Below are 16,617 nucleotides of genomic sequence, written 5' to 3'. Positions count from 1 at the left end.
ATCATGGATCAGAGCGCGCTCTTGGCCGTCGGATTCGCCTCGATTGGCCGCAATGTACTGATCTCGGACCGCGCCTCGTTTTACGGCGCCGCCAGAATATCGATTGGGGATAACGTTCGCATCGATGATTTCTGCGTACTCTCCGCAGGAGCTGGTGGTATTGCGATCGGCAGTTATGTTCACCTAGCGGTCTACTCATCATTGATTGGGCGAGGCCGTATCACTTTGCGGGATTTCTGCAACATCTCTTCTAGAGTGTCAATCTATTCCAGCAGTGATGACTATACGGGCGCTGCGATGACCAACCCGATGGTCCCGGAAGACTTCACTAATGTTTTTCACGCGGACGTCATCATTGGACGCCATGTCATCGTGGGTAGCGGAACGGTAGTGCTTCCTGGTGTGACGCTCGAAGAGGGAGGCGCGATCGGCGCACTCAGCCTTGTGCGCGACAACTGCGGGCCCTTTGGCATCTACGCAGGCACGCCCGCGAGGTTTGTGCGCGAACGGCAACGTGGCCTGCTAGAAGCCGAGCAACGTCTGCATGCCCAAATCCAGAATGGATCGCACGAATGAGTTCGCTTAAGTCGAGCATTGTTGCAAGCTACACCAGCCAAATTTACATCGCGCTGGTCGGCATTATCATGATGCCTATGTACTTGAAGTACATGGGATCCGAAGCGTATGGCTTGGTAGGTTTCTTCACCATGCTTCAGGTATGGTTCCAACTGCTCGACTTTGGCCTTTCGCCAACCTTGGCGCGTGAATGTGCACGCTATAAAGGCGGTGCAACTGATGGCCTGACTCTGCGCCGGTTGGTACGTGCCCTAGAAGTGATCTTCGTGATAATTGGCGCCACGATGGCGCTGTGTTTGGCTATGAACGCCGGATGGGTCGCAACGACTTGGTTGAAAGTCGTCACGCTGTCGCCAGTACAAGTCTCGCTTGCGGTACAACTCATGGCTGTCACGGTTGCGCTGCGTTGGCTCTCCGGCCTCTACCGGGGCGCGTTAGGGGGACTTGAGAGTCTGGTCTGGCTCGGTGGTTTTAACATTGCCGTGGCGACTGCGCGATTTGTGCTAGTGGTTCCAGTACTGCATTTCGTCGGCGCTACGCCGACCGTGTTTTTTGCCTACCAGGTACTGGTTGTCGGGATCGAAGCTTTTGTGCTTGTCTGGCGTACTTACGCAAGTCTGCCTACCATTGATACTGGGGTACGTGTGGGGCTTCACTTCCGTGCTCTTCGCGGAACCCTGGGTTTTTCGCTGAGCATCGCCTTTACGGGAGGCGTCTGGGTTGCGGTCACACAGGCGGACAAGCTAATTCTGTCGACGTTACTGCCGCTTTCTGACTATGCCCACTTCACGTTGGCCGTACTCCTCGCCAGCGGCGTCACTATCATCAGCGGCCCACTAAGCTCGGCGTTGCTGCCACGCCTTAGCCGCCTACACGCTCAATCGGCGGATGCTGAGGCAATTGCCCTTTACCGCCAAGCGACACAAGGCATGGCCTTGATAGCCGCGACAATTGCTCTCGTGCTTGCACTGGCAGCCGAACAGATCCTCTTTGCGTGGACGGGCGACCGTGCACTGGCGGAAAGCGCGGCACCGATATTGCGGCTCTACGCTCTTGGTAACGGCATCCTTTCACTGGCCGCGTTTCCCTACTATCTGCAATTCTCGAGGGGAGACGTTCGCCTGCATCTCATCGGGAATGTGATCTTCCTCGGTGTCCTTGTTCCATCCATCGTCTATGCGACGCTGCGCCATGGGGCCGTAGGTGCAGGATGGACGTGGTTGGGCGCGAACATCCTGTACGGTTTGCTGTGGGTGCCGCTTGTCCATCGGAAATTCGCACCTGGTCTCCACATGCAATGGCTCGGACGCGACATCGCGGTCATCCTCTTACCGGCGGCCGTTGCTGCTGTGGTGTTGACGCTCTGGACACCGTGGCCTAGCGGTCGTATCGCACTTGGCGCATTAGTCGTGCTTGTCACACTGGGAGTTTTTGTGGCCGCGCTGCCTTTTTCATCACTAGTACGCACGACATTTGCACAATGGCGCGCACCATACCGGCAATCAGGCACTGTGACAATCAAGTGAAACAGACGAAGAGAACAGACTTCCGTGCTCCCTTGCTAGTCGGCTGGTGGTTATTGTGGCTCGTCATCTCGCAGACCGCGATGAACATTGCCGCGCCACCGTCATCAATCGCGGTCCTGCACTTCGTCGTCCTGTTGGCTGCATTCGCCGCTGGCTTTGTCTTTATCAAAAAAGCTCATCGCGCATCAGCACCGATTGGCAGACGTGCAATCTCCACGTTTCCAATCCACTCGACAAAGGTCAAGTGGATCGTCTATGGCTTAAGTCTTCTCGCCACAATCCTCTTGCTCACGAGCCTTCAACTGTCCGGAGCCTTCACAACCGGGTTTATGGAGTACTTCGCTAGACTTCGCATGGACGCCCAGGAAGCCGGGGGGCTCACGGGCATCAAGATATTGGACACCTTGACCAAGGTGCTCGCGTTTCCTGTTAGCTACGGATTAATCCTCGTCATCCTTGCCGTAGGTGTGAAGCCTTTTCGACTGGCGCTGACGATTTGCGTGCTCAACTTCGGGCTGTTCTCCTACCTGTGGCAGGTCAACTATCCCATCATTCACCTTTTCTGGCTGGCCTTCTTCTACATGTCCAGCCTGTATGTTGACGGGGCGGCCATCAATCGCCGCACGATGATTGGATTGGCGCTTGCATGCGCATTGCTGGTCCTCTCTGCGATGAATCGCTTTGGCGATGGTGATGACCAGCTTTTTGGCGCCGTGCAGCGCTATGTTGTGGGATATCACCTAATCGGCTTCTCGTTCTATGACTTCCAATTGGCGAATCCTAATAGCATTCTGCATGTGCACACATACGGTCGCTCCTCTCTCGGGTTTCTTGAGCAATTCTTGGAGCAGGCCTTCAGAATGATCGGGGTCGACTACCTCGCCGCGAGTTCTGAGAACGCCGCGTACAACGACACAGCAGTTTCGATCGGTGTTTCCCAGGCGCAGGATTTCAACGCCTTTGGAACGCTGGCATTTACGTTTTATCGCGACTTCCACATTGTCGGTATCGCGATCGGGGGCTTCGTTTATGGCGCAGCCATTGCCTACGGTTTGAGAAACCTTCGTCGTAGCTGGATCGCCGCGGGCATGTTTTACCTTTTGGCCACGGCGTGGATGATGGGAATGATGGTGAGTCCGGTGGAGCAGACCTATTTCTGGTTCTGCTTGGCTTTTCTAATGGTGATGAGCCTTGCAAGCCGTCGCTGGCGCATCTTCCCTTTACCCCGCAGGCGATGGGAAAGACCTTAATAAAGTCGGACGAGGCGCTGCTGGCAGCGCACCGATAGAACAACGACTGCCAGCGGTTGACTGGCATGAACCATAAAACCCATGAATTCGAAGTACCCCAAAGTTAGTGTCTGCATGATTGCCTATAAGCATGAGGAGTTTGTGGCGCAGGCAATCGAGAGCATCCTGAATCAGAAGGTCGACTTCGACTTGGAACTGGTGATTGGCGAGGACCAAGGTCCCGATGGAACTCGAGCTATCTGCGAGAAGTACGCGACGCAGGATGCGCGCGTGCGCCTGTTGTCTAGCGATCGTAATTACGGAGTCATGGCAAACTTCCGGCGCACGCTTGAGGCCTGCGCCGGAGAGTACATCGCGGTCTGCGAAGGGGATGACTACTGGATCGATCCACTGAAGTTGCATAAGCAGCTCCAGTTGCTGGACCAGAATCGCGACTTTGCTGGTTCGGCGCATCAAGCACTTGTGGTTCGGAGAGATGCGCCAGATCGCCCCTTTCGTGAGGGCGTGCGTAGCGAGATCAGCGTAAAAGACCTGATCGGTGGGCGTCAGTTCCATACGGCGTCGATATTGTTTCGCAAGGAAGTGCTGACCGTCTTCTTGCCGGCTCCGGATGTGCTTTCGGCAGATCGCCTCTTGAATCTCTGCATCGCCTTCTACGGCAAGATCCACTATTCGGACGAAGCGATGTGCGCCTACCGAATCCACGGGGCAGGCATGTCGTCCAACGCCACGGTGGCACAGATGCGCCGCGACTTGGCTTCGGTGCCCTATCTCAAACAAGTCAATCCCGCATTCCCGCGCTATCACTACCTGTCCTACGTTTACGCAACGATTGGCATGACGCGCAATGGGCCGCTTATCGAGCGTCTGGGGTGCTTAACACTCTCTTTTTTTTACTCCTTCTCGTATTTTCCCAGCAACATCGCACACATGCTGCGAGGGGTTCTTGGCCTCGTTGGAAGGATGCGGTGAAGTACATCTTGAAATTAACTGCCACGACATCGACGCGAGCGTCACCGGCGTCTGTAGGGCGGCTTATGGGGCGACGGATTGCGTTTGCGCTGCCTAGCCCGTGGTCAATGAAAAACTACTGAAAATGTCCGAATTGAGAATGTATTCATGAAACAAGTCCTTCAAGATATGGCAAAAGGGGGAACGAGGCTTGCCGTAGCGCCTGCGCCTAGCGTCGGCCGAGAGCATCTATGTGTGCATTCGACAGTGTCGCTGATTTCGGCGGGTACGGAGCGCATGCTCGTGGGCTTTGGCAAGGCTTCCTATTTAGAGAAGGCAAGGCAGCAGCCCGAGAAGGTCAAAATGGTGCTGGAGAAGATCCAGACGGATGGGCTGATGACAACGATTGAAGCGGTTCAATCAAAGCTTGCGCAGCCGTTACAACTGGGCTATTGCAACGTGGGAGTGGTGGCGGAAGTCGGGGCCGGGGCCGAGGGATTTAAGGTGGGGGACCGCGTGGTATCAAACGGCCCGCATGCTGACGTGGTGAAGGTACCCAAAAATCTCTGTGCGCGTATTCCCGACCAAGTGGATGACGAGTCCGCCTCATTTGTGGTTGTGGCCAGTATTGGTCTGCAGGGAATCCGTTTGGCGCAGCCTACGCTGGGTGAGTCGTTTGTTGTAACGGGGGTCGGCCTGATCGGGTTGCTTACTGTGCAGCTGCTGCGCGCCCACGGTTGTCGTGTTTTAGCGATTGATTTCGATGAATCGAAGTTAGCGCTTGCCAGGCAGTACGGCGCGGCGACTTGCAATCCAGGTCGAGACGAGGACCCAGTGGCGGCCGGCATGGCGTTCAGCCGCGGACAAGGGGTGGATGGGGTCATCATTACTGCCTCAACTAAGGCTACCGAACCTGTGACTCACGCGGCGCGCATGTGCCGCAAGCGCGGGCGTATCGTGCTGGTTGGCGTGACCGGGCTTGAGCTCAATCGGGCGGATTTTTATGAGAAGGAATTGAGTTTTCAGGTCTCTTGCTCTTATGGGCCCGGGCGGTATGACCCGAATTACGAGGACAAGGGTCAAGACTACCCGATGGGGTTCGTGCGCTGGACGGAGCAGCGTAATTTTGAAGCGGTGCTGGATATGCTGGCTAGCGGCCATTTGGATGTGAAGCCGCTGATCACCCATCGGTTTGTATTCGACGATGCACCCAAAGCGTACGAAACACTAACGCAGGATAAGAACGGCTTAGGCATCCTGCTGCAGTACACCACCCCGGTGGCCGAACGCACGGTACGTAGCGTGACGCTGCGGCCAGAGACGCGGTTTAACGCGCAGCGCCCTGTGCTGGGCTTCATTGGCGCTGGAAACTACGCCTCGCGCATGTTGATTCCCGCGTTCAATGCAGCGGGGGCCCAGTTTCACACCATCGTCACAGCTGGCGGTATCAATGGTGTGATTCACGGCGAGAGGGCCGGCTTTGCTGAGGCCTCTACGGACATAACAGCGATGCTGGGCAATGCGGCCATAAATACCGTGGCCATAGTCACCCGACATGACACGCATGCCCGCTTTGTGGTTGAAGCGATCAAAGCAGGTAAGAACGTGTTTGTCGAGAAGCCGCTAGCTGTTCACCATGCCGAGTTGGCGGAGGTCGAAGCGGCTTATACCTTAGCCCATGCAGCCGGCAGTGAGAGTTCGGGGAAAACGGATCGCGGCCCGCAATTGATTGTTGGATTTAATCGCCGTTTTTCACCCCAAGTGCAAAAGATGAAGGCGTTATTGCAAGCGATCAAAGAGCCAAAGTCATTCATCATGACCATGAACGCCGGGGCCATTCCGGCCAATCATTGGACGCAAGACAATGCAGTGGGCGGTGGTCGAATTATTGGCGAGGCTTGCCACTTCATTGATTTAATGCGTTTCTTGGCAGGCAGTCCTATTGTGTCTATCCAAGCGCGCCGCATGGGCGATGCGCCGGGAGTTGAAATCACTGAAGACAAGGCTTCGATCACCCTGGGCTTTGGAGATGGATCTTTCGGTACCATTTTGTATCTCGCCAATGGAGCGGCCAGCTTTCCGAAGGAGCGGGTCGAAGTGTTTGCGGCTGGGCGCGTGCTGCAGTTGGACAATTTTCGAAAACTCAAGGGTTACGGCTGGCCTGGCTTCAGTAAGTTCAATCTGTGGAAGCAGGACAAGGGACAGAAGGCTTGTGCGGCCGCATTCCTGCGAGCGATCGAAAAAGGTACTGCAGCTATCCCGGTGAACGAGATTTTTGAAGTGGCGCGCGTCACCATTGACGTTGCGGAGCAATTGCGACGGCAATGAATGGTTTGAGGATCAAGATTCGTACGGCCGCTGCGTTGGGCTTGTCCAATATTGGCCGTGCTGTGAGCTATCGTATAGGCGTGAAACTCGGTTTGAATCCCGTGCGGCGGCTGAAAAGCGCGGTTGCCGGGGCGCCATTCTTCCGACCTACTTTTGGTGCGCCAACAGTCGTGCCCGTCACAGCCAACTGGGAGGCTGCTGCACAACTGTTCAGCCATTGGCCGTTCAATGTGACAGCAGAGCCGCCGGACTGGCTGGCCAATCCTTTCAGCGGGCAACGCATTGCAGTCCCTGAACGTGAGTGGTGGCAGATCCCCGATTTCGATCCGGCCACCGGGGACATCAAGCTCATTTGGGAATTGTCTCGGATGGATTGGGTGCTGGCGTTCGCCCAGCGAGCGCGCAACGGAGATGCCGAAGCCTTGAACCGGCTGAACAACTGGCTCAGTGATTGGTGCGCACGCAACCCGCCATTTCGAGGTCCGAATTGGAAGTGTGGGCAGGAAGCTTCGTTGCGGGTGATGCACTTAGCCATGTCCGCACTCGTGCTTGACCAGGTGCGCCGCCCCTTGCCTGGATTGCTGCATCTGGTTCACGCACATCTGCAGCGCATTGCTCCCACACTGCAGTACGCTATGGCGCAGGACAACAACCACGGAACCTCCGAGGCTGCCGCACTGTTTATTGGCGGCAATTGGCTCGCGCTGGAAGGTGTGACGGCGGGTGTGGAGTGGGCACGCATCGGACGCCGTTGGCTAGAAAATCGCGCGACTCGATTGATCGGGTCGCAGGGCACCTTCAGTCAGTATTCGCTCAATTACCACCGGGTAATGCTCGACACTTTCTGTATGGCAGAGGTTTGGCGACGGCATCTTGCTCTGCCTGCGTTTTCAGAGAGTTGGCAGACGAAGGCACTCGCGGCGACGCAATGGCTACGGCACATGGTGAGTCCCCTTAACGGCGATGGTCCGAATGTGGGCGCGAACGATGGAGCACGCCTCTTGCAACTGGTTGATGCACCTTACCGTGACCATCGGCCCACTGTGCAGACCGCGATGGCGCTCTTTGCGGACCAGCGAGCTTATGCGGAAGATGGTCCTTGGAATACATCGCTGCAATGGCTCGGAATTCCGCTTCCCGACGGTGTGGCGCCGACGCTGGGGCACTATGTAGCAGACGATGGCGGCTTTGCTGTGCTGCACTGCGGGGGCGCGATGGCGATGCTCCGATACCCTCGTTTTCGCTTTCGTCCCAGCCAGGCCGATGCGTTGCACCTGGATCTGTGGCTCGATGGTCAAAACCTGCTGCGCGATGCGGGGACTTACAGCTACAACACCGAGCCGCAATGGCAAAACTATTTCGCTGGCACGGCAGGCCACAACACAGTGCAGTTCGACGGACGCGACCAGATGCCGCGGCTGAGCCGTTTTTTGTTTGGCAACTGGCTCAAGACGCAATGGCTGGAGCCGTTGAGCGAGGATGCAGTGGGGGCTCACTATGCCGCTGGCTACCGAGATGATCAAGGTGCCAGTCATCGACGCCGCATCAGCCTCGGAAACGGCAGTCTGCGTGTGCAGGATGAAGTTGCGGGTTTCATGCACCGCGCGGTATTGCGCTGGCGATTGGCGCCCGGTTCTTGGGAACTGATCCGAACGCCGGAAACCGTGCATTTGGTAAATCGGCACGACGGCGTCATCACGCTGAATGTGCAGGCCAGCATGGTGTTGGTTCGCTGCGAGTTGGTGGAGGGGTGGGAATCTCGCCACTATCTTGAAAAAACACCTGTGCCGGTTCTGGAAATTGAGATCCAGCAACCCGGCACTTTGACTACGGATGTGCGCTGGGCGGTATGAGAGTTCTTTATTTCCATCAACATTTCTCGACGCCTAAAGGCTCCGCTGGCATCCGTTCGTACGAAATGGCTCGACGCCTCATTGCACGGGGGCACGAGGTCATCATGGTGTGTGGCAGCTACGGCGGCGGTCAAACCGGGTTGGCCACGCCCTTTGTCAAGGGATGCCGCCGTGGATTGGTTGCAGGCATGGAGGTGATCGAATTCGATCTTGCCTATTCGAACACCGACGGATTGGCAAAGCGTGCCGGCACCTTCATAAAGTTCGCCGTACGCAGCATCGGACTCGCATTTACCGAAAGGTATGACGTGCTGTTTGCCACGACCACGCCGCTCACTGCAGGCATTCCCGGAATCTTTGCGCGTTGGCTGCGCGCCAAGCCCTTCGTGTTCGAGGTGCGCGATCTGTGGCCTGAGTTGCCACGCGCGATGGGGGTCATTCGCAATCCGATAGTACTGGGTGCTCTGTCGATGCTCGAGTGGGCCAGCTACCGCTCGGCACACCGGCTGATCGGGCTGTCGCCCGGCATCGTGGACGGGATCGCTCACCGAGGTGTTCCGCGGCAGCGCGTTGCCCTGGTCCCCAATGGATGCGATCTGGAAATCTTCGCGGCTGAAGTGACGCCATGGAGGCCCGCCCAGGTGCAAGCCACCGATCTGATGGCGGTGTTTGCAGGGACACACGGCCTGGCTAATGGACTGGATGCGGTGCTTGATGCCGCCGCGGAACTCAAGCGCCGTGGACGAAACGATATCAAGTTGCTGCTGATTGGTCAGGGCAAACTCAAACCGGGCCTGCAAGCGCGTGTTGAACGTGACGGTCTGAGCAACGTGGTTTTTCATGAGCCGGTCAACAAGGCGCGTCTGGCCGGTTTGATGGCCGCGACCGACCTAGGCTTGCAAATATTGGCCAACGTGCCGGCGTTTTATTACGGCACCTCACCCAATAAGTTCTTCGACTACATCGCCGCCGGCTTGCCGGTCTTGAACAACTACCCTGGTTGGCTGGCAGAGATGATTGGTGAGCATCGCTGCGGTTTCGCTGTTCCTCCGGACGATCCCGTTGCCTTTGCCGACGCACTGGAGGCTGCGGCTACTGATCGGGATGCACTCAAGGTGATGGGTAGCCAAGGAAGGGCACTGGCAGAAAAGGAGTTCAGCCGTACGCTGTTGGCGGATCGCTGGGTAGACTGGATTGAAGAGGTGCGCAGGTGAAGCGACTGTTCGATTTCGTTATGGCCGCTTTGGGTTTGCTGGTCTTGGCATTGCCACTCTTGTTTGTGATTTTGCAGGTGCGTCGCAAGCTAGGCAGTCCGGTCTTTTTTCGACAGATTCGCCCGGGCTTGCATGGTCGGCCGTTCCAGATGGTCAAATTTCGAACCATGACGGATGCGTGTACAACTGACGGCCAATTGTTGCCTGACGTTGAGCGACTGACGGCATTCGGTCGCTTCCTGCGTGCCAGCAGCCTCGATGAGCTGCCAGAACTATGGAACGTGCTCAAAGGAGACATGAGTCTGGTGGGGCCTCGTCCATTGCTGATGGATTACTTGCCGTTGTATTCACCGGAGCAACTCCGCCGGCATGACGTACGTCCCGGCATCACCGGTTGGGCGCAGATCAATGGGCGCAACGCATTGAGCTGGGACGAGAAGTTCAAGCTGGACGTCTGGTACGTGGGCAACCGTTCGCTCTGGCTCGACATCAAGATCTTGTGGCTGACGGTGCGCAAGGTGTTGGTGCGTGATGGAATCAGCGCTGCGGGCGAGGCCACGATGCCGCGCTTTACCGGATCGCGAATGGAGCACGAGCAATGACGTTGCCACTGTTTGCCGTGTACGGCGCCAGTGGTTGCGGCCGCGGTGTGATGCCCTTGGCTCGCGCGCAGTTGGCGCGCGAGGGCATTCCGGCAACCCAGTTGGTGTTCGTGGACGACCAGCCCGAAGTCCACGAGATCAATGGCCATCGAGTGCTGCGTTATGAGGAGTTTGTGCAGGCTGATGCAAGTGCAAGACTGATCGTGATTGCCATCGCAAACAGCGCGGTCCGCCAAAAACTGGCCGACCGCTGCGTGGCCGACGGTGTGAAAGCCTGGACAGTCCTGGCTTCCAATGCGGTGGTCATGGACGATGTTTCGCTGGGTGAGGGCGCTGCGCTCAGTCCGTTCGTTACGCTCACTTCGAACATTCGTATTGGGCGGCACTTTCACGCCAACTTGTACAGCTATGTCGAACACGATTGCATGATCGGCGACTTCGTCACTTTCGCGCCCGGTGCCAAGTGCAACGGTAACGTGCACATTGAGGACCACGCCTACATCGGCGCCGGTGCTGTTATCAAGCAAGGCAAGCCGGGCAAGCCTCTAGTGATCGGCCGTGGTGCCTTGGTCGGCATGGGCGCGGTGGTCACGCGTGACGTGCCGCCCGGCGTCACTGTGGTCGGAAACCCTGCCAAACCACCTATCAAAAAAGGTTGAACTGTCGTGTTGAACACCCCTTTCTCCTCTTGGCCGAGCTTCACCACCGAAGAAGCCGATGCCGTGCAACGCGTGCTCCTGTCCAACAAGGTCAATTACTGGACGGGGCAGGAATGCCGCCTGTTCGAAAAGGAATTCGCCGCATGGGCAGGTACCGCGCATGCGCTCGCGTTGGCTAATGGCACACTGGCCCTGGATGTGATCCTCAAGGGCATGGGCATCGGCCCGGGTGACGAAGTCATCGTCACGCCTCGCACCTTCATCGCGAGCGTCTCATGCGTGGTGAATACGGGGGCGACGCCAGTGTTTGCCGATGTCGATGCAGAAAGCGGCAACCTGTCGGCCGAGACCATTGCGCAGGTCGTCACACCGCGCACCAAGGCTGTCATCTGCGTGCATTTGGGCGGATGGCCGTGCGACATGGATCCAATCATGGTGCTTGCGGCCAAGCATGATTTCAAGGTAATCGAAGACTGTGCTCAGGCGCATGGTGCGCGCTACAAGGGGCAATCCGTCGGCTCCATTGGTCATGCCGGCGCCTGGTCGTTCTGCCAAGACAAGATCATGACCACGGGTGGAGAGGGTGGCATGGTCACGACCAACGATGAAGCGTTGTGGCGCACTATGTGGCAGTACAAGGACCACGGAAAGAGCTACGAAGCCGTCTACGAGCGCGAGCACCCGCCGGGCTTTCGCTGGGTGCACGAGAGCTTTGGCACCAACTGGCGAATGCTGGAACTGCAGGCGGTCATCGGCCGGATCCAATTGCGTCGCATGACCGATTGGACTGCTGCACGCACGCGTCATGCGCAGGCCGTGTGGGAGGCCGCACGGCCGCATGCTGCGGTTCGCGTTCCTGTCTTCGCGAATCATGAAGCAACTGGTAGCGTTCATGCGCACTATAAGTGCTATGTCTATGTGCAGCGTGAGAAGTTGGCTGCGGGCTGGAGCCGTGATCGGATCGTCGACGCCATTCAAGTGCAGGGTGTGCCTTGCTATCAGGGCTCGTGTTCTGAGGTGTATCTGGAGCGCGCATTCGATGGCACGGGCTGGCGGCCTGCTGAACGATTGCCTGTCGCACGCGAGTTGGGAGAAACGAGCCTGATGTTCTTGGTCCACCCAACGCTGACTTCGAGCGAAATGGGCAAGAGCTGCGAAGTCATTGCAAAGGTATTGGCGGAGGCGTCGGCGTGACAGGGTGGGGCCGCCTTGCGGCCCGCGTGACTTTGTGGCGTTGGCTGCTAGCCATCGCCATGCTTGCGCTGCTGGCACTGAGCTTGATGCCCGTGTCTCTTTCGCCACCGGGCACAGGCTGGGATAAGGGGAATCACGCGCTGGGCTTTGCGATGCTGGCGTTCCTTGCGCATTGGGCGTGGCCTGCTCAGATACCGAGGACGCTGCTGGCGCTGCTCGGCTATGGGGCACTCATCGAAATACTGCAATCGCTTACGCCGGATCGTTTGGCCGAATGGAGCGATCTATGGGCAGATGGCGCGGGGCTGTTGATCGGCGCGGTTCTCGCCTCAATGGTGCAACGATTGGTGGTTGTCCGTTCGTCTTAGTTGATATCGGTGCTGGAGCGATTCGTCGCTAATTACCACTGACCTGCTCGGTTTAATCGAGACAGTTTTTCCTAGAAGACGGCGGGTTGCAGTTCTTTGCGGAGTTCGAGTTTGAACTCCGCCGGGGTCAAGTATTGCAGGCTGCTGTGGGGACGTACCTCGTCGTAGTGGTTGCACCAGGCTTCGATCAGGACAGCGGCTTCGCGGCGCGAACGGAACCACTCGATGGACAGGCACTCGTCGCGGAACTTGCCGTTGAAGCTCTCGTCGGTTCCGTTCTGCCAAGGCTTGCCGGGATCGTTGAGCACTGTGGCAATGCCCGAGCCTGAGATCCACTCCAGGATGGCCTGGCTGACGAACTCGGGCCGTTGTCCGAACGCATGAACAGCGGCGCCCCGTGCAGGCTCACTAGGCGCGACAACACCTCGATGACGCGCTTGGAGCGAATGGCCCCAGCCACATCGATGGCCAAGCACTCGCGGGTGTATTCATCCACCACGGTCAGGCACTTGATCTGCTGACCACTGGCCGTGGTGTCGAAGACGAAGTCATAGGCCCAGACCATGTTGGCCTTGAACGGCGTGTGGATGCGCGGGCGCACCGAGGCGATGCGCTTGCGTGGCCGCTTGCGGGGCACCAGCAGGCCCGCCTGACGCCACAGCCTGTGCGTGCGAGACCAACTCAGCTCGAAGCCCTTGCGACGCAGGAACACGCGAATGCGGCGGTAGCCGTAGCGCGGATATTGGGCCGAGAGTTCCTTCATCGCCGCGAGCACCGGCGCATCCTTGGCAGGCAGGCGCAGCTCGTAGCTGGGCGTGGCGCGTGACATGCCGATGAGTCCGCAGACTCAAGCACCGTGCGCGCACGAAGGCCAGTTGCTCACGCCGAGCGAGCGGGCTCACCATTTTTTTGCGTTGATCTCCTTGAGGATCTCGAGGTCCAGGTCTCTCTCGGCAAGGAGCTTCTTCAATCGGCTGTTCTCAAGCTCCAGGGCCTTCAGGCGCTTGACGTCGGCGACTTCCATCTGGCCGAAGTGTTTGCGCCAAGCATAGATGGTGGCTTCGCTGACCTTGTGCTTCTTGGCGGCCTCGGCCACCGTCGTGCGATCTGCTTCGCGCAGGATCGTGACCATTTGCTCTTCTGAAAATCGACTCTTCTTCATGGGCTCCTCTTCGGGCGGGAGCCATCTTCCTAGAAATCAATGTCTCGGAGAAACCGGGCAGGTCACCACTAGAGTCACCAAGTCGTCGAACACGAAGAAGCGGAGAGGGCCCCGCTTCCCAGATGCTGTTAAGCTGCCTCTTCCTTGTACTTGTACTCGGTGTACCGATAGCCGCCGTACTTGTAGCCATAACTGCCATAGTGCCGGCGCGACAGGTCCATGCCGTTGAAGACCACGCCGTTGACTTGCTGGCCTGCATGCGCAAGCCGCTTGATGCTCTCGTTGAGTTCACCCAATTGAGTCAGGTTGTCACGGGCGACAAGTAGCACGGCGCCTGCATGTGCGGCGACTGCTGCAGCGTCGGCCGCCACCAGCACTGGCGGGCTGTCGATTACTACCAGGTCGTAGCGCTCCGAGAAATCGTTCAACAGTTCGCCGAGTGCGGACGACAGCATCATGTTCGCAGGATTGAACGGGTAGGCACCAGTCGTCAGCACGTCGAGATTCGGGATCACCTGCTCATGGATCGCCTGCTCGGGCGTCATGTCGCCTGCCAGCACCTCCGCCAACCCACCCTTGCGTGGCAGGCCAAAGGCCTTTTGAAGGTGACCCTTGCGCAAGTCGGCATCAATCAGCAGCACGCGCTTGCCGGCTTGCGCCATGATGACAGCAAAATTCCCCGAGACGAAGCTCTTGCCGACGCCAGGCGTTGCGCCGGTGATGAGCACGCGGTTGTTGCCGGTCTCCATCAACGTTAGCTGCAGGGATACACGGAGATTGCGTAAACTTTCGACGGCAAGGCTCTCGGGAGAAGTCACTGCCAGCAACTGCACGCCCTTCGCGCCGCCTGCAATATGCTCCAGAATCGTTTCCTGCTCAAGGGCCAGCGGCACGACGGAATAAACGTTGAGGCCGAGGCGATCCTCGATTTCTTGAGGGTTCTGGATGCCACTCGAGAGTTTGCTGCGGATAATGGCAAATGCCACGCCGGTCAACAACCCGAGCACCAGAGAGAGTGCAACAACGAAGGACTTCTGCGGCTTGACCGCCTTCTTGGGTTCGACTGCAGTATCAAGCAGTCGCACGTTGCCGATCTTGCCTTCCTTTACAAGGCGCAACTGCAGTGAACTATTAAGTAGCGACTTGTAGAGTTCGCCATTGACGCGCACATCGCGCTCAAGCCGCAGGGCGTCACGTTGAACGGCCGGCATGGCGCTTACACGGGTCTCGAGGCCCTCAATCTCATGGCGAATGGCCGCGATCTGACCGTCGATCATCTGGACCTTGGGGTTGCTCTCGGTGAAACGCGAGAGTAGTTCGCGTCGCAGCTGTTGGGATTCCAACAGCTTGGTCTGCAACTGCACTGACAGGGTCAGAGCGGCCTTGGCCTCTTCATCGAAAGCGACCGTGCCGTTCTGGTTGCGAAAGCGTGCGTAGGCGTCTTCCGAGTCTTCGAGCTGCTGCTTGAACTCGGGCAATTGTTTATCAAGAAACTCAATGGTCTTTTCCGCTTCGGCAGCTTTGCGTTCAACATTCTGGCGAACGTACTGTGCGCCGATCTCATTGAGTGTGTTCCGGAGGCGATCGCGGTCGCTATCTTCAAGCGAAACACTGATCACGTTTGACTGCTTGCCCTGCTCTCCCAATTGGAGACGCTTCTGCAGATCTTCGATCGTGGTGAGCAACGATGCGCGCGAGACCAGAAATTCAGCCCCGGGTTTACCGTCGAGTCGCGATACCACCAAGGTGATGATTCCTTCAGGAACCTGCTGGTTGAAGACCTTGCCGACGGTGCCAGTCAATGGTTCGGCAAGATCAGGATGGCTCAGCGTGTATTGGCCACCGGCCAGCGCGGTGATCGTGAAGGGCTTCTGGTCTTCGAACGTGGAAGGCACGTCGAACTTGGCAATGTTGACCGCTTCGGTGCCAGAAACGTAGCCTCCCGTGCCAAGAAAGCCTGGGCTCGACAGTTCTTTGGCACGCCTGGAGAGCCATTCGCCGACGAACGGCAAATACCTGGGCTGCGCATCGATGTACAGCTGCTTTGCCTCAATGGCGCCTCCAATGACCAGTCGTGAACGAATGATCTGAATCTCGCCCGTGGCTGGGGTCTTCACCTCGAAGAGGTTTGCAGTGTCACCAAGAAAGTTCTTGGCGTCTGGAGCGGAATCTTCAACCTGTATCAAGAGGTTGGATCGATAGATCGGTGTGGCTAGGAGCGCATAAGCCGTACCGATGACGAGAGCGACTGCGGTAATGCCCGCCACCAACCACTTTCGGTCAAGCAAGATATCGAAGTACTCGGACAGATGAATCGCATCGTCCTCATCGTCGCGCGCGAGTGCTGCGGAAGGAACCGAAGTGGAGGCAGAAGGAGTCATGAGAGTTTGCGGATGCGTTCAGCCCAGGCTTGGGCGCCGTCGGCGATAAGTTGCAGGGCGTGCTCAAAGGCCAGGTGGCCCATGCGGTAAGGGTCAGGGATGTCCGTGCGTGCGACTTCGCCGAGCCGAAATAGCTTGCCACGGGTGAGTGGGTGGCGTTGGCTAATATGCAGTCGCTGTGCTTCGTCCATCGCAAGGATGAGGTCGGCCTGCTGGCACATGAGCCCGGTGAGCTGCCGTGCCCGATGCGCTTCGATGTCGAGGCCGCGTTCGACCATCAGCTTGCGCGCAATCGGATCTGCGGGATGGCCGACCAGAGCGCCCGTTCCGGCAGACGTGACTTGAATTTGAGGCAAGGCTGCGGCAAGCAGTGCTTCCCCCATGGGGCTACGGCAGATATTGCCGATACACACCACCAGAACGGATTTCATGCGGCTTGGTTCCTTGCAAAGACTCGCGCCTCTGCTGTCTGACTCGACGTACTGCGTGTCGCGTTCTTCATATGCTGCATGAATCAAATGTCATATGGAAATTCCTCGCCATTTATTCTTAG

Annotated in this window: 13 protein-coding genes and 1 pseudogene; 11 read left to right on the top strand and 3 right to left on the bottom strand. The window is 57.8% G+C overall.

What is annotated here, in order from left to right; all coding sequences use genetic code 11:
* Window positions 1-3 precede the first annotated feature (3 nt).
* The 11 genes from ASD34_RS03355 (at window position 4) to ASD34_RS03305 (ending at window position 12,521) form a co-directional block, all read left to right on the top strand.
* Entirely contained in the window at window positions 4-576 is a 573-nt protein-coding gene (locus ASD34_RS03355; RefSeq protein WP_157609621.1) for an acyltransferase, read from the top strand.
* Entirely contained in the window at window positions 573-2,102 is a 1,530-nt protein-coding gene (locus tag ASD34_RS03350; RefSeq protein WP_056572697.1) for a polysaccharide biosynthesis protein, read from the top strand. The genes ASD34_RS03355 and ASD34_RS03350 overlap by 4 nt, the downstream gene beginning before the upstream one ends.
* Window positions 2,099-3,352: a hypothetical protein gene (locus ASD34_RS03345; protein WP_157609616.1), complete on the top strand. Its 1,254-nt coding sequence runs from the start codon at window positions 2,099-2,101 to the stop codon at window positions 3,350-3,352. Before ASD34_RS03350 ends, ASD34_RS03345 begins: the two co-directional genes overlap by 4 nt.
* A gap of 81 nt (window positions 3,353-3,433) precedes the next feature.
* Window positions 3,434-4,324, top strand: coding sequence for a glycosyltransferase (locus tag ASD34_RS03340; RefSeq protein ID WP_082548487.1), 891 nt, complete (start codon window positions 3,434-3,436; stop codon window positions 4,322-4,324).
* 147 nt (window positions 4,325-4,471) lie between these two features.
* Window positions 4,472-6,631 (top strand): bi-domain-containing oxidoreductase, encoded by a 2,160-nt coding sequence (locus ASD34_RS03335; RefSeq protein ID WP_056572689.1) that lies wholly within the window; start codon window positions 4,472-4,474, stop codon window positions 6,629-6,631.
* A gap of 35 nt (window positions 6,632-6,666) precedes the next feature.
* Window positions 6,667-8,484, top strand: coding sequence for a heparinase II/III domain-containing protein (locus ASD34_RS03330; protein WP_235509962.1), 1,818 nt, complete (start codon window positions 6,667-6,669; stop codon window positions 8,482-8,484).
* Window positions 8,481-9,698: a glycosyltransferase family 4 protein gene (locus tag ASD34_RS03325; RefSeq protein ID WP_056572686.1), complete on the top strand. Its 1,218-nt coding sequence runs from the start codon at window positions 8,481-8,483 to the stop codon at window positions 9,696-9,698. Before ASD34_RS03330 ends, ASD34_RS03325 begins: the two co-directional genes overlap by 4 nt.
* A complete protein-coding gene (locus ASD34_RS03320; protein ID WP_056572684.1) occupies window positions 9,695-10,300 on the top strand; it encodes a sugar transferase in 606 nt (201 codons plus the stop codon). Before ASD34_RS03325 ends, ASD34_RS03320 begins: the two co-directional genes overlap by 4 nt.
* A complete protein-coding gene (locus tag ASD34_RS03315; protein ID WP_056572682.1) occupies window positions 10,297-10,959 on the top strand; it encodes an acetyltransferase in 663 nt (220 codons plus the stop codon). Before ASD34_RS03320 ends, ASD34_RS03315 begins: the two co-directional genes overlap by 4 nt.
* A gap of 6 nt (window positions 10,960-10,965) precedes the next feature.
* Window positions 10,966-12,153 carry a DegT/DnrJ/EryC1/StrS family aminotransferase gene (locus tag ASD34_RS03310; RefSeq protein ID WP_056572680.1) on the top strand — a complete coding sequence of 396 codons (1,188 nt, stop codon included), beginning with the start codon at window positions 10,966-10,968 and terminating at the stop codon, window positions 12,151-12,153.
* Window positions 12,154-12,212: 59 nt separating this feature from the next.
* A complete protein-coding gene (locus tag ASD34_RS03305; protein WP_056573231.1) occupies window positions 12,213-12,521 on the top strand; it encodes a VanZ family protein in 309 nt (102 codons plus the stop codon).
* Between the two features lie 71 nt (window positions 12,522-12,592).
* On the opposite strand, the pseudogene ASD34_RS03300 reads toward ASD34_RS03305, so the two are convergent.
* From ASD34_RS03300 to ASD34_RS03285, 3 genes and pseudogenes are all read right to left on the bottom strand, one after another.
* Window positions 12,593-13,683: pseudogene (locus tag ASD34_RS03300) on the bottom strand (IS3 family transposase).
* Between the two features lie 128 nt (window positions 13,684-13,811).
* Window positions 13,812-16,064, bottom strand: a complete 2,253-nt coding sequence (locus ASD34_RS03290) for a polysaccharide biosynthesis tyrosine autokinase (RefSeq protein WP_056572676.1) — start codon at window positions 16,062-16,064, stop codon at window positions 13,812-13,814.
* Complete coding sequence (locus tag ASD34_RS03285; RefSeq protein ID WP_056572674.1) at window positions 16,061-16,495, bottom strand: low molecular weight protein-tyrosine-phosphatase; 435 nt, start codon at window positions 16,493-16,495, stop codon at window positions 16,061-16,063. Before ASD34_RS03285 ends, ASD34_RS03290 begins: the two co-directional genes overlap by 4 nt.
* Between the last annotated feature and the right edge of the window lie 122 nt (window positions 16,496-16,617).

Origin of the sequence: Variovorax sp. Root473 (assembly GCF_001426505.1) — a bacterium.
In the GTDB taxonomy this organism is placed as follows: Bacteria; Pseudomonadota; Gammaproteobacteria; order Burkholderiales; family Burkholderiaceae_C; genus Variovorax.
Note: the sequence above shows the minus strand (reverse complement) of the source record. Positions and strands in the feature narration are given on the sequence as shown.

Bases quoted from the DNA above. Each gene is read 5' to 3' on its own strand.
- ASD34_RS03325 (WP_056572686.1), top strand. From the start codon at position 8,481: ATGAGAGTTCTTTATTTCCATCAACATTTCTCGACGCCTAAAGGCTCC.
- ASD34_RS03290 (WP_056572676.1), bottom strand. From the start codon at position 16,064: ATGACTCCTTCTGCCTCCACTTCGGTTCCTTCCGCAGCACTCGCGCGC.
- ASD34_RS03355 (WP_157609621.1), top strand. From the start codon at position 4: ATGGATCAGAGCGCGCTCTTGGCCGTCGGATTCGCCTCGATTGGCCGC.
- ASD34_RS03305 (WP_056573231.1), top strand. From the start codon at position 12,213: ATGCTTGCGCTGCTGGCACTGAGCTTGATGCCCGTGTCTCTTTCGCCA.
- ASD34_RS03315 (WP_056572682.1), top strand. From the start codon at position 10,297: ATGACGTTGCCACTGTTTGCCGTGTACGGCGCCAGTGGTTGCGGCCGC.
- ASD34_RS03350 (WP_056572697.1), top strand. From the start codon at position 573: ATGAGTTCGCTTAAGTCGAGCATTGTTGCAAGCTACACCAGCCAAATT.
- ASD34_RS03335 (WP_056572689.1), top strand. From the start codon at position 4,472: ATGAAACAAGTCCTTCAAGATATGGCAAAAGGGGGAACGAGGCTTGCC.
- ASD34_RS03285 (WP_056572674.1), bottom strand. From the start codon at position 16,495: ATGAAATCCGTTCTGGTGGTGTGTATCGGCAATATCTGCCGTAGCCCC.
- ASD34_RS03340 (WP_082548487.1), top strand. From the start codon at position 3,434: ATGAATTCGAAGTACCCCAAAGTTAGTGTCTGCATGATTGCCTATAAG.